Source organism: Nocardiopsis sp. FR4, from assembly GCF_009830945.1.
Taxonomy (GTDB): Bacteria; Actinomycetota; Actinomycetes; order Streptosporangiales; family Streptosporangiaceae; genus Nocardiopsis.
On sequence record NZ_VWVV01000024.1, the window covers coordinates 23,978 to 36,860 of the forward strand.

Consider the following 12,883-nt stretch of genomic DNA (forward strand, 5'->3'; position numbering starts at 1 on the left):
CCGTGTTCGGGGCGGTTCCTGAGCACCGGCCTTTTCGGCTGTCCTCACCTGGGCACATATCCGGGTGAAGGGCAAGCGGCGGCTGGTGCGGAGGCAGGATGTGGCCCGAACCGTGCCCCTTCCCGGCAACGGGTCCACTCCCGGTGGCGGGCTGGGGAGGAGGCCCCCCGCGGGGCGTGTACCCGACCGTGCGCGCCCGGGGCCGCGAGGAGGCGACCGCAGGAACCATGACGACGTGATGGGGGTGAGCCGCGTGCCCGGCTGGATTGAGGACTACGCAATGATCGGCGACATGCAGACCGCCGCGCTGGTCGGGCGCGACGGTTCCATCGACTGGGCGTGTCTTCCCGACTTCGACTCCTCCGCCTGCTTCGCCGCGCTGCTGGGCGACGAGCAGAACGGCAGCTGGACCCTCAGGCCCGCCGAGGGCGACACCCGCGCCACCCGCCGCCGCTACCGGGGGGACACGCTCATCCTGGAGTCGGAGTGGGACACCCCCGACGGCTCCGTCCGGGTGATCGACTTCATGCCGCCCCGCGGCGGCGCACCGCACATCGTCCGCATCGTCGAGGGGCTGAGCGGCTCGGTGCGCATGGAGACCACCATGCGCATCCGTTTCGACTACGGCCACGTCGTGCCCTGGGTGCACCGCGCCGGCACCGAACTGGTGGCCATCGCGGGCCCCGACGCCATCTGGCTGAGCACCCCGATCTCCCTGCAGGGCCACAACTTCACCCACGACGCCACCTTCACCGTCACCGCGGGCCAGCGGGTGCCCTTCGTGATGACCTGGCACCCCTCGCAGGTGGAGGAGTCCGATCACCTGGACGCCGAGAAAGCGCTCTCCCGCACCGAGCGCTTCTGGGAGAAGTGGGTGAACCAGTGCACCTACGAGGGCCCCTACCGCGAGGCGGTCATCCGCTCCCTCATCGTGCTCAAGGCCCTGACCTACCGCCCCACCGGCGGAATCGTCGCCGCGCCCACCACCTCCCTGCCCGAGGAGATCGGCGGGGTGCGCAACTGGGACTACCGCTACTGCTGGCTGCGGGACGCCACCATCACCCTGGAGGCGATGATCCGCTCCGGGTACAAGGACGAGGCGCTGGCCTGGCGCGAGTGGCTGGTGCGCGCGATCGCGGGCGAGCCGCAGCTCATGCAGATCATGTACGGCATCCGCGGTGAGCGCAGGCTCACCGAGTGGGAGGCCGACTGGCTGCCGGGCTACGAGGCCTCCCGCCCGGTCCGGATCGGCAACGCCGCCGTGGGCCAGTACCAGCTGGACGTCTACGGCGAGGTCATGGACGTGCTGCACCTGGCACGCCGGCACAACATCCGCGGCGGCGACTACCTGTGGGGCCTGCAGCGCTCCCTGGTCAACTACCTGGAGTGGTGCTGGGACGAGCCCGACGAGGGGCTGTGGGAGGTACGCGGACCGCGCCAGCACTTCGTGCACTCCAAGGTGATGGCCTGGGTGGCGGCCGACCGGGCGGTGCGCAGCATCGAGGAGTTCGGCAAGGAGGGCCCCATCGAGCGGTGGAAGTCCCTGCGCGACACCATCCACGCCGAGGTGTGCGAGTACGGCTACGACCCCCAGCGCAACACCTTCACCCAGTACTACGGCAGCAAGGAGCTGGACGCCGCGCTGCTGCTCATCCCCGAGGTGGGGTTCCTGCCCTACGACGACCCGCGCGTGGTCGGCACCATCGAAGCGGTTCGCAAGGAGCTCATGGTGGACGGGTTCGTGCTGCGCTACCGCACCGACCTGGACAACTCCGCCGACCAGCTGCCCGGCGACGAGGGCGCGTTCCTGGCGTGCAGCTTCTGGATGGCCAACGCCCTGCTGTCCATCGGCCGCCAGGACGAGGCGCGGGAGCTGTTCGAGCGGCTGCTGTCCCTGCGCAACGACGTGGGCCTGCTCGCCGAGGAGTGGGACCCGCGCGAGAACCGCCAGGTGGGCAACTTCCCCCAGGCCTTCAGCCACGTGCCCCTGGTGACCACCGCGCTGAACCTGTCCACCCGCCAGGGCGGCTGGCGCGCCGAGTAGCCCGGTTCCACCGGCCGCCCCCGCCCCTCCCCCCACGGCCGACCGCTCCCCCGGCAGCACCGACCAGACGTGGGAGCGCCCCCGCGGACACCTCCGCGGGGGCGCTCCTCCGCGCGGGCCGGGTCAGCTCCCGGTCAGGGTGGGGTCCGCCCAGACGGGGAAGATGCCGCGTGCGTCGCTCTCCACCTCCAGGCGCAGGCGCAGGGCCCCGGAGACGTCGACCTCGACGTCCATCGTCTCGCCCAGGCGCAGGGTCTCGGTGGCCTCGGCCTCCCCGTCCACGTGCACGGTGAACGTGGTGGTGGCGCCGGCGTTGGAGGTGTCGTCCACACCGATGGTGGTGGTGAACGTCGACCAGTCGCGGCCGAGGTTGTAGTCGATCCAGCCCGTGCACTCGGAGTTGTGCTGGGCGCAGAAGCCCGGGACGATGGCGCGGCTGTAGACCTCGCCGTCGAGCTCCGCCCGGCCGCTCTCGGGACGCCAGTAGCTGCTGGACTCCTCGTCGACGGCCTCCATCTGGGTCAGCAGGGTGGAGTCCGGCGCGGGGTCCCCGGGCCCGTCCGACGCGGGTTCGTCCGCCGCCCCGAGCCGCTCGGAGTCCCCGGAGCCCGCGGAGGGCTCCGGGGCGGGGGCCGGGTCCGGCTGCACGTCCCCCGCCGACTCCTGGAGGCTGAGGGAGAAGGAGCCGAAGCGGTCCAGGACTGCATAGGTACCGGCCGCGCCCGCGACCATGCACAGCACGCCGAAGACCGCCAGACCGACGAACAGGGGCTTGCGCGACCCGCGCCTGGCGGGTCCGGCTTCTCCCGTGGCCGCTTGCGCCGCGTGGTGCGGGAGGGCGCCGGTGGCGGTGTTCCAGCCGGGTCCGGGACCCGCGGCCCCCGCCGGGGCGGGGCGGGGCGGTCCGGGGTGCGGCGGCCCCGCGTACCGGCCGCCGGAGGGCTGGGCGGGGGCCTGCCGCGGCGGCGGCTGGGGGGACGGAGCCGGGACCGGACCGCCCCGCCCCGGAGCGTTCGGCCCGGTGACACGGGGGCCGGGACCGCTGGGGTGCGCCGCCGTCCCGGGCTGGCGGGGCCGCGGCGCGGAGGGCCGGTCCGGTCCCTGGTCGGGCGGCGGAGCCTGTTCGGGCACACCGCGCATCCCGCCGACCGGACGCGGGGGCGCGGCCTGTTCCGACGGTGCGGCGGGCCCGGAGCCGCCGGGTCCCCGCACAGGAGGAGGCGTCGGGGCGTCCGGGCCGGGGCCGGGGGCTTCCCGCACCGGGGCGCCCTGCGGCGGGGCCCCGGTGACCGGCGCGCCCGCGGGCGGAAGGGCGCCTCCCGGTTCGGCCGCCGGTCCGGTCCAGGGCGCCGACGTGGCCAGGGACCGCAGCGCCCGGATCCAGTCCGAGGCGCCGGGCCGGTCCGCGGGCTCGGCGGAGAACATGGACGCGACCAGCTCGCGCTGGCGCTCTCCCCCGGCCGCCACCAGCGGCAGCGCTCCGAAGCGCTCGCGCAGCTGCTCGGGCGAGGGCGGCGGGTCCTGGCCGGTCAGGGCGAAGAAGGCGATGGCACCGAAGGCGTAGCGGTCGGTGGCCGCCGAGTACTCGCCGTTGAAGATCTCCGGAGCGGCGTAGCCGGGGGTGAACCAGGGCCGGGCGGTCATGTGCCGGGCCGCGATCCGGCTGAGTCCGAAGTCGACCAGGGTGGCCTGGCCCTCGTCGCTGATCATGATGTTGCCGGGCGACAGGTCGCCGTGCACCACCACGCGCTTGGAGGGGGTGGCCCGGCCCGAGTGCAGCACGTCCAGGACCACGGCGACCTGCTCCAGGTAGCGCAGCGCCTCGCGCTGGCCGCGCGGCCCCTCCACGGCGTGCTCGGCCCGCCAGTCGCGCAGGTCCACGCCCTGGACGTAGTTCATCACCAGGTACAGGGCGCGGTCGGAGTACTCCCCCGCGCCGTCCGCCGGGTGCTCGGGAGCCCCCTCGAAGTGTTCGCGCACACCCACCACGCCGAGGCGGTTGATGAAGCGCAGCATTTCGGCCTGCTCGCTCCAGCGGGCGCTGAGCTCGGCGAACTGGCCCTCGTTGGCGGTCACGTCGGAGTTGAGGACCTTGACCACGACGGGCTCGGTCTGTCCGGCCAGGCTGACCTCCGCCAGGTAGAGCGTGGCCTCGCCGCCACGGCCCACGGAACGGACGAGACGGTACTTGTCCGGTTGGGAGTCCGGACCGACGTAGAGATTCAGGCTCACGGAGCTGACGCTCGTTTCCACACGGGGGTCGGGGTCGCACCGCCTGGGACACAGGGGTTTTCGATCCCCGGGCGGAAGACCACAGTAACGCGGGCGGCTGTACGCTGACGCCGGACGTGACCGCGGGGGCCGACACCGGCCGCGGGGTCGGACGTGAACGCGGACACGGACGGTGAGGGGTTCCGGTGGCCGAGGAACAGGTTCTGGGCGGCCGTTACCGCCTGCTCTCCCCGTTGGGCCGGGGAGGTATGGGCGAGGTCTGGCGCGCGCGGGACGAGCTCCTGGACCGGCGCGTGGCCGTCAAACTGCTCCGGTCGGGCCACCCGGACTCGGCGGAGCTGGTCGCCCGGTTCCGCCGCGAGGCGCGGCTCACCGCCCGCCTGGCCGGGCACCCCAACGTGGTGATCCTGCACGACTTCGGCCACGACGGGGCCGACGGCCGTCCCGGTCCGGTGTACGCGGTGATGGAGCTGGTGGCGGGGCGTCCGCTGACGGCCGTGCTGCGGGAGAGCGGCCCGATGCCGGTGCCGCGCGCCGCCGGCCTGGCCGCGCAGACCGCCTCCGGGCTGGGCGCGGCGCACGCGGCCGGGATCGTGCACCGCGACGTCAAGCCCGGCAACCTGATGGTGGTCGGGGAGGGCTCCTCCGGCGGGTGCACCGTGAAGGTGCTCGACTTCGGGATCGCCGCGCTGACCGCGGCCACGCGCAGCCGCCGGATCACGCGGACCGGCCAGGTGATCGGTACACCCCTGTACATGTCGCCCGAGCAGGTGCGCGGGGACAGGGTGGGGCAGGCGGGCGACCTGTACTCACTGGGCGCGATCCTGTACCAGCTGCTGACCGGGCGGCCGCCGTTCACCGCCGCCGACTCCCTGGGGGTCCTGCACCAGCACCTGACCGAGGCTCCGCGCCCGGTGGCGGAGCTGCGCCCGCAGGTGCCCGGTCCTCTGTCGGAGCTGGTGGGCGCGATGCTGGCCAAGCGCCCCGGGGATCGCCCGGCCTCCGCCGAGGAGGTACGGGAGCGGCTGGCCCCCTTCCTGTCCCCGGCCCCCGACCGTCCCTCCCGTCCCGGCCCGGTCCCCCTGGCCGAGCGGACGCGGCCCTACACCCGGGTGGCGACCACCCGGCCCGGGACGGTCGCCGCGGAGGACCCCGGACGGCTGCTGGACCTGGTGGAGGCGGTCCAGGCCACGGCCGACGCCGGGCGGTTCGCCGAGGCGGCCGGGGAGCTACGCGCCCTGCTGCCCCGGCTGCGGGCCGCGCTCGGCCCCGAGCACCCCGACACACTGCGGGCGCGGAGACGGGAGGCCTACCTGACCGGCAAGGCCGGGGGGCACCGGCAGGCCGTGCGGCGGCTGGACGCTCTGCTCGCCGACCTGGTGCGCGTCCACGGCCCCCGGCACCCCGAGGCGCTCACCGCGCGCTACTACCTGGCCGCCAACGCGGGGCTGGCCGGGGACCACGCGCTGGCCGCCCGGGCGCACGGGGACCTGGTGCCCGACCTGGCGGCCGCGGAGGGGCCGGACTCCCAGCGGGTGCTGACCACCCGGCTGTACCTGGCCTTCGAGACGGGGGAGGCGGGAGAGCCGGGGCGGGCGGCGGAGCTGCTGGAGGGGCTGGTGCCGGACCTGGAGCGGGTACTGGGCCGGGACCACCCCTCGACACTGCGCGCCCGCCACTACCTGGCCGCCTACCTGGGCCACGCGGGGCGGCCCGCCGAGGCGGTGTGCGGCTACGAGGCGCTGGTGGACGAGCACACCCGGGTGCACGGTGCCGGGAGCGCCGAGACCGAGCGGGTCCGCGCCCACCTGCGCCGGTGGCGGGAGCGGGTCCGGGGGTGACCTCGGCGGTGCCGCCGGGGCCGGAGGGGCCGAACCGGTCCGGGGGGCGAGGGGGCAGTGGCCGGAAAAGGGGCCGAAGGTCCGAAGCGGCGGTGGATGTCGTCCGGTGCCGCTAGTGTTCTGGCCATGCCGAAGGACCTGAAAGAAATCATGGACAGCGGTTGGGCCGACGCCCTGGAGCCGGTCGCGCCGCAGATCGCCGCGATGGGCGACTTCCTGCGCCAGGAGGTCGCGGAGGGGCGCACCTACCTGCCCGCCGGTGAGAACGTCCTGCGCGCCTTCAAACAGCCCTTCGAGGACGTGAAGGTCCTCATCGTGGGTCAGGACCCCTACCCCACCCCGGGCAACGCGGTGGGCCTGAGCTTCTCGGTCGCCCCCGACGTGCGCCTGCCCGCGAGCCTGCGCAACATCTACAAGGAGATGGCCGACGACCTGGGGGTGCCCATGCCCTCCAACGGCGACCTGACCCCGTGGACCGAGCAGGGCGTGCTGCTGCTCAACAGGGTGCTGACGGTCTCCCCCGGCAAGGCCGGGTCGCACCGGGGCAAGGGCTGGGAGGCGGTCACCGAGCAGGCCATCCGGGCGCTGGCCGAGCGCGACAAGCCGCTGGTGGGCATTCTGTGGGGGCGCGACGCCCGCAACCTGCGGCCGATGATGCCGGGCGTGCCGTGCGTGGAGTCCGCCCACCCGAGCCCGCTGTCAGCCAAGAACGGGTTCTTCGGGTCCAGGCCGTTCAGCCGCACCAACGAGCTCCTGGAGAAGCAGGGCGCCGACCCGGTGGACTGGAAGCTCCCCTAGCCCGGCGAACCGCGGCCTCCCCGACCCCCGTTGACCTGCGGACTCGGCACCGCCCCCGGCGCCGGGTCCGACCCGTGTCTGCCCCCGCACCGGAAAGGCGGTCTCCCCCCGATGGCGAAACAGCTCAGCTACGCGGACGCCCTGAGGATCCTCGGCCAGAACGACTCCGAGGTACTCGACTTCGCCGAGAAACTGGCCGACGGCGGTCTGGGGCTGGTGGGGGTGCCCGACCTGTTCGGGCTGCGGGGCCTGCTGGTGAGCCGGGGGCGCCAGGCCATCGAGGGGATCCAGGACAAGCTGAGGGGCCAGAGCCGCCTGTCGCGGACGGAGAGGATCGACGCGGCGCACCGGATCCTGGTCCTCATCTCCTTCTTCGAGGCGGTGGAGGCCTACCTCACCAGGCACGAGGCGCCCTTCACCCTGGAGGCGCTCAGGATCACCGACGCCGAGGAGTTCTCCTACTTCGACCAGGCGGTCCAGGACCTGGCCGGCCTCCCCCAGCCCGCCGGTGTGAGAGGTGAGGACGACCGGGACCCCTTCGACACGTACACCCTCCTCCACCTGCTCTGCGGAACCTTCGTCAGCCTCCTGGTGCACCACCCCGAGGCCGCCGAGCACGGCATGGACAGCGATCACCCCCTGGTCGAGGGACTGGGCGAGGAGGTCCCCGGGGAGGCGGCGGGGCTGCTGCGGGAGAACCTGCGGCGTCTCGCGGCGGAGGTCCCCGAGTTCGGCGTCTGGGTGCACCTCGCCGAACACCAGCACACGCGCCACGTCCTGGGCACCGGCCTCGGTGAACTGCACCGGCTCCTGGCGGCGGCCGGTTCGGGCAGGAAGGCGGACCGGCGCAGGCAGGAGCTCGCCGCCTCCTACCAGGCGGTCCTGCGCCAGCCCGTCCTGCGTTCGGACGACGTTCCGCCGGGGCTCGTCCTGCCCTCACTGGAGGACGCCTACGTGCCCCCGCGCGGGCGTGTGGCGGCGGCCCGAACGGGTGACTCCCCCTCCGCGGAGCGGTGGTGGGAGGAGCAGCCGCTGCTGGACGACCTCCAGTCGTTCATGGCCGCGTACCTGCTCCATCCCGAGGCCCCCGAGTACCCCACCGTCGTCCTGGGCCACCCGGGGGCGGGGAAGTCCAAGTTCACCGAGATGCTCGCGGCCCAGCTGCCCGCCTCGGACTTCCTGCCGATCCGGGTGGAGCTGCGCTCGGTGAGCCCCAACTCCCCCATCCACGTGCAGATCGAGGAGGGGCTGGCCGCCGCCCTCCACACCCGGGTGTCCTGGCGTGAACTCGCCGAGTCGGCGGACGGCGCGCTGCCCGTGGTCATCCTGGACGGTTTCGACGAACTCCTCCAGGCGACCGGGGTGGACCGCTCCGACTACCTGGAGCGGGTCCAGGAGTTCCAGCACCAGCAGTCGGCACTGGGGCAGCCCGTGGTGGTGATCGTCACCAGCCGCACAGTGGTGGTGGACCGGGCCCGCTTCCCCGAGGGCAGCACGGTGATCCGGCTGGAGCCCTTCGACGAGGCCCAGATCGGCCACATGCTGAAGGTGTGGAACAGGGCGAACTCCCGGGCGCTGACCGCACCGGGTGCGGAGCCGCTGAGCACCGACGTCCTGCTGCGCTACCGGGAGCTGGCCGAGCAGCCCCTCCTGCTGCTGATGCTGCTGGTCTACGACGCGGGCGACGACGGGCTGCGGCGCGCCTCGCGGCATCTGACGCACGGGGAGCTGTACGAGCGCCTGCTGACCATGTTCGCCAGACGCGAGGTGGACAAGCACCACGCGGGGTTGGGCCGCGAGGACTTCGACGACGCGGTCGAGGGCGAGCTGCGGCGCCTGGAGGTCGCCGCCCTGGCGATGTTCACCCGGCGCAGACAGAGCGTGACCGCCGACGAACTGGACCGGGACCTGGCGGTCCTCATGCCCGAGGCCGCCCTGCGCCCCGACGACACCGGCCTGCACGGGCGGATCGCCCCGGCCCACCAGGTGCTGGGCCGGTTCTTCTTCGTCCACGAGGCCAGGGCGAGGGTCGCCGAGGGCAGCGCGAGCGTGTTCGAGTTCCTGCACGCCACCTTCGGCGAATACCTGGTGGCCAGGGCGGTGGCGGCGGCCCTGGACGACCTGGACGGGTCCCGGGCGCGTTCGTCCCGCCGCCGGGGGCGCGCCCCCCGGGTGGACGACGGGGAGCTGTACGCCCTCTCCTCCTTCGCGAGCTACGCGGGCCGGGAGAAGGTGGTGGACTTCCTCGCCGAGCTTCTGGAGCGCCGCTTCGCCGAGGAGCCGGAGGCCCGCGCGGGCTACGCGCGGCTGCTGGTGGAGCTGTTCCAGGAGGCGCCCTTCCCCGCACCCAACCGCTCCTACTCCGGCTACGAGCCCGCGCGCCTGCCGCTGACCCGCCGGGAGGCCAACTACACCAGCAACCTCCTGATCCTGCTGTGCCTGGTGTCCGAGGATCCGGTGGACGCCCGGGAGCTCTTCCCCGACGCAGACGAACCCGACCAGGCCCTGCAGGGCAGGACCAGCCTGTGGCGCACGCTGCCCGGCGCCGAGTGGTTCAGCATCCTCGGCGCGCTGCGCGTGCGCCACATCGACGGCTGGGACGAGGAGGGCGCGGTCACCGTCATCGGGCTGGAGGACGGCTCCCCCGTCAACGTCGGAGAGTCCATGGGCTTCGAGCTGCGGGCCAACCTGGACCGCCGGGCGGACGTGACCGACCCCTACGAGGTGTCGGTGCCCTACGAGTCGATCACCGCGCGGCTCCTGCGGTCGATGGCCATGCGCGTCAACGGCACGGCGGCCCGGTTCCTGTTCGGTCTGCTGCCCTATCTGCGGTACGTCTCCGACGACCTGGTGACCTGGTACCTCGATCCTGTCCTGGACGACCGTGAGGATGAGGCGGGTGTATGGAGCGAGGTGCATGAGGTGATGCGCCTGCGCATGGCTCCGGTGCACGAGACCCCCGGGCGGCGCCTGGCCGCCTATGGCCGGTTGCTCACCGGCCGCGTCCTGGGCCGGTTGGAACTCCTGGTCCTCAGGCAGGCGGCGGAGGACCTCGCCCTGTCCGCCGACCGCGAGTTCACCGAGCGCGTGGCCCTGTCCGTGGAGGAGTACCTCTCCGACGTGGCGGAGGTGGTCGTCGGCCCCCAACTCGGTTCCGACGCGGTGGCCCCGGTTCTGGAGAGCCTGGGGCGGCACGTGGAGCGCACCGTGCTGCACCGCGTCGCCGCTCTCACCGGGACCACCGACGCCTCTCGCTCCGAGGCGTCCCCGGACCAGGCCGCCGCGACCGTTCCCGGGCCTCACGAGGTCTCTCCCGACACGGGCCAGTTCACCAGCGGCGGATGAACCCCGCACTCCTCCAGCACCCCCGCCCCCCGTGCGGTGGCCGCGCGCCGGAGCCCGGGTGCGCGGCACCGAACGGCGGGGGCGGGCCCGCGCGTCAGGAAGCGGCCCGGCGCACCCTCTCCACCAGGGCGGGCAGGGCCACCCCGATCGGGTCGCGCACCACGGCGCCGGCGAAGTCGTCGTAGGGCGTGGGCTCGGCGTTGACGACGACCAGGCTGGCCCGCGCCATCATGGCCACGTCGCACAGGCCCGCCACCGGGTGGACGGTCAGCGAGGTCCCCACCGCCATGAACACGTCGCACTCACGGGCGGCGCGCGCGGCCTCCTCCAGCACCTCGGCGTCGAGCCGCTGGCCGAAGGAGATGGTGTCCGACTTCTGGATGCCCCCGCACTCCAGGCACCGGGGGTCGGACTCCTCGTCCAGGCGAGCCAGCACCTGCGGACTGGGCGTGCGCAGGCCGCACGCCATGCAGACCACCCGCAGCATGCTGCCGTGCACCTCGACGACCCGTTCCGGGGAGACCCCGCCCCGCTGGTGCAGGCCGTCGATGTTCTGGGTGACCAGCGACCGCAGGCGTCCCGTGGCCTCCAGGTCGGCCAGGGCGCGGTGGGCGGCGTTGGGCTCGGAGCGCCACACCGGGTGGGTGCGCCGCTGGGTCCAGACACGGCGGCGGACGTCCACGTCGCCCATGTAGATGTTGATGTCGGACAGGGCCTGTGCGTCCGGGTCGGTGGTCCACACCCCGTTCGGGCCGCGGAAGTCGGGGATCCCGGAGTCGGTGGACACGCCCGCGCCGGTGAGCACCGTGATGCTCCCGGCGGATGCCAGCAGGTCAGCGGCCCGGGCGAACCCCTCGGGGTCGGCGAAGGACGCTGGATCGGTCGTCGTCGAGGCCATGCCCCATTCTTACAGCGCCCGTACCACCACGGCTTACCCCGGGTTGACAGCCACTTTGCCCGCCTTTGGCAGACAATGAGGGCTTGTACCCTCGGGAAGCCGTAGCCTCGGGGTGCGTGGAGTGCGACGGCCACATCCCCGGCCGATGCACACGAGGTGGGCAAAGGGTGCCAAAATCAACACAATCATGAAGCAGCCGTCCTACATTCTCGTGGTCAACGGGACCAAGGTGGAGCGCCCGGTGTTCGTCCTGGGCGCGCCCCACTCGGGCGTCCCCGAGATCGCCCGGGCCCTGTCCCGTGTACCCGGGTTCCACCTGAACTCGGGTTCGTCGGGCGTGCTCAACGCGGTCTACGCCGTGGCCCGGCGCCCCTCCCTGGCCCAGGAGAGGGCCGCGGGGACGGCGAGCCTGCTGCGCGAGGCCTACGCCGAGGCCTGGCAGCTCACCCCGCTGACCTGCCCGCGCTGCCCGGGGCCGTGGACGCGCGTGCCCGCCAACGCCGCCTCCGAGCCCTGCGAGCACAGCGCGGACGCGCTCCGCTACGGCGACGCCAGCCCCGACCTGCTCTTCTGCGCCACGGCCCTGCACACGGCCTTTCCCGACGCGCTGTTCGTCCAGGTCATCCGGGACGGCCGCGACGTCATCGCGGACATGATGGAGGACGAGCGCTCGCTGGCCTGGCTCAGGCCGAGCTTCATGAAGCTCGACCACGAGTTCCCCAACCACTTCTTCGGCTTGGAGGAGGAGTCGGACCTGACCGCGTTCCGGGAGGGCTCCACCGCCGCCAAGTGCGCGATGCGCTGGCGGGGCGCGGTGCGCATGTCGGCGCTGCTGCGCCGCGGCATCGGCACCGAACAGCTGATGACCCTGCGCTACGAGGACGTGCACGGCGGGGAGGTGGAGACCGCCGAGCGGCTGCGGGAGTTCACCGGGGCCCGGGTGTCGGCCTCGGAACTGGTGACCCCGGAGTCGTGGGGCGTGGGCTCCTGGCGCGAGCGCCTGTCCCGCGACCAGTACGAGGACGTGCACGAGGTGGCGGGCGTGGAGCTGTCCCGGCTCGGCTACGTCTGACCGCGCCGGGGGACGGGATCCTCAGGCGGAGCCGTACACCGTCATCAGCGCGTCGGCGGCGGCGCTCGCCGTGCGGACGGCGTCGGCCGCCCCGGCGATGTTGCGGGCGACCACGGCCCCCTCGTGCAGCATGGCCAGTGCGTCGCCGAGGGCCCGCGCGTCGGCCGCCCCGGCCTCGCGCGCCAGGTCGGCGTACAGCTCGCGCAGCCACCGCTTCTGCTCCTCGGCGACCGCGCGGCCGGGGTGGTCGGGGTCGGAGAGCTCGGCGTAGGCGTTGACCATGGCGCACCCGCGCGGGTTCTCCCGCTCCATCCACGCGTGCAGGGCGTCGAAGGTGGCCGCCACCCGGGCGCGCGGCGTGCGGGCCCCCTCCAGGTGGGCGACCAGGTGCTCGCGCCACCGGGTGTCGCGGACCCGCAGGTACTGCTCGACGAGGCGCTGTTTGGAACCGAAGCGGTCGTAGATCGTCTTCTTGGTCACCCCCGCCCGCTCGGCGACCAGCTCCATGCCCACGGTGTTGATGCCGCGCGTGTAGAACAGCTCGCACGCCACGTCCAGTACCCGGCGCGCGGCCGGGGTCAGCGTCGGGGTCGCGGTGGGGTCCACGGGTTCCTCCCTGCCGTCGGGCCTTCGTCCACGGGTACATTGCGAGT

8 protein-coding genes are annotated in these 12,883 nt (G+C 73.5%); 5 read left to right on the top strand and 3 right to left on the bottom strand.

Translation table 11 applies throughout. From position 1 onward, the window contains the following. The first annotated feature begins 238 nt into the window (after positions 1-238). Positions 239-2,044 carry a glycoside hydrolase family 15 protein gene (locus tag FYW95_RS19825; protein WP_236567768.1) on the top strand — a complete coding sequence of 602 codons (1,806 nt, stop codon included), beginning with the start codon at positions 239-241 and terminating at the stop codon, positions 2,042-2,044. Between the two features lie 123 nt (positions 2,045-2,167). Here the strand turns inward: FYW95_RS19825 and FYW95_RS19830 are convergent, their stop codons facing one another. After that, positions 2,168-4,276 (bottom strand): protein kinase domain-containing protein, encoded by a 2,109-nt coding sequence (locus tag FYW95_RS19830; RefSeq protein WP_159942394.1) that lies wholly within the window; start codon positions 4,274-4,276, stop codon positions 2,168-2,170. A 185-nt stretch (positions 4,277-4,461) separates the two neighbouring features. Here FYW95_RS19830 and FYW95_RS19835 point away from each other — a divergent pair, with 185 nt between their 5' ends. From FYW95_RS19835 to FYW95_RS19845, 3 genes are all read left to right on the top strand, one after another. Continuing rightward, positions 4,462-6,117, top strand: a complete 1,656-nt coding sequence (locus tag FYW95_RS19835; RefSeq protein ID WP_159942393.1) for a serine/threonine-protein kinase — start codon at positions 4,462-4,464, stop codon at positions 6,115-6,117. Positions 6,118-6,243: 126 nt separating this feature from the next. Next, the gene (locus tag FYW95_RS19840) at positions 6,244-6,915 is read left to right on the top strand and encodes a uracil-DNA glycosylase (protein ID WP_159942392.1); all 672 of its coding nucleotides are present in this window, start codon (positions 6,244-6,246) and stop codon (positions 6,913-6,915) included. A gap of 111 nt (positions 6,916-7,026) precedes the next feature. Beyond that, on the top strand, positions 7,027-10,260 hold the full coding sequence (locus FYW95_RS19845; protein ID WP_236567750.1) for an NACHT domain-containing protein: 3,234 nt from the start codon (positions 7,027-7,029) through the stop codon (positions 10,258-10,260). A 94-nt stretch (positions 10,261-10,354) separates the two neighbouring features. Here FYW95_RS19845 and FYW95_RS19850 read toward each other — a convergent pair whose 3' ends face one another. Then, complete coding sequence (locus FYW95_RS19850) at positions 10,355-11,158, bottom strand: SIR2 family NAD-dependent protein deacylase (protein WP_159942391.1); 804 nt, start codon at positions 11,156-11,158, stop codon at positions 10,355-10,357. 187 nt (positions 11,159-11,345) lie between these two features. Here FYW95_RS19850 and FYW95_RS19855 point away from each other — a divergent pair, with 187 nt between their 5' ends. Continuing rightward, a complete protein-coding gene (locus FYW95_RS19855) occupies positions 11,346-12,230 on the top strand; it encodes a sulfotransferase family protein (protein ID WP_159942390.1) in 885 nt (294 codons plus the stop codon). A gap of 21 nt (positions 12,231-12,251) precedes the next feature. Here the strand turns inward: FYW95_RS19855 and FYW95_RS19860 are convergent, their stop codons facing one another. Continuing rightward, positions 12,252-12,836, bottom strand: a complete 585-nt coding sequence (locus FYW95_RS19860) for a TetR/AcrR family transcriptional regulator (protein WP_159942389.1) — start codon at positions 12,834-12,836, stop codon at positions 12,252-12,254. Positions 12,837-12,883: the final 47 nt, after the last annotated feature.

What these genes read in the sequence shown, in the direction of transcription:
- FYW95_RS19825 (WP_236567768.1), top strand. Translation starts at nt 239, where the DNA reads ATGGGGGTGAGCCGCGTGCCCGGCTGGATTGAGGACTACGCAATGATC.
- FYW95_RS19840 (WP_159942392.1), top strand. Translation starts at nt 6,244, where the DNA reads ATGCCGAAGGACCTGAAAGAAATCATGGACAGCGGTTGGGCCGACGCC.
- FYW95_RS19845 (WP_236567750.1), top strand. Translation starts at nt 7,027, where the DNA reads ATGGCGAAACAGCTCAGCTACGCGGACGCCCTGAGGATCCTCGGCCAG.
- FYW95_RS19850 (WP_159942391.1), bottom strand. Translation starts at nt 11,158, where the DNA reads ATGGCCTCGACGACGACCGATCCAGCGTCCTTCGCCGACCCCGAGGGG.
- FYW95_RS19855 (WP_159942390.1), top strand. Translation starts at nt 11,346, where the DNA reads ATGAAGCAGCCGTCCTACATTCTCGTGGTCAACGGGACCAAGGTGGAG.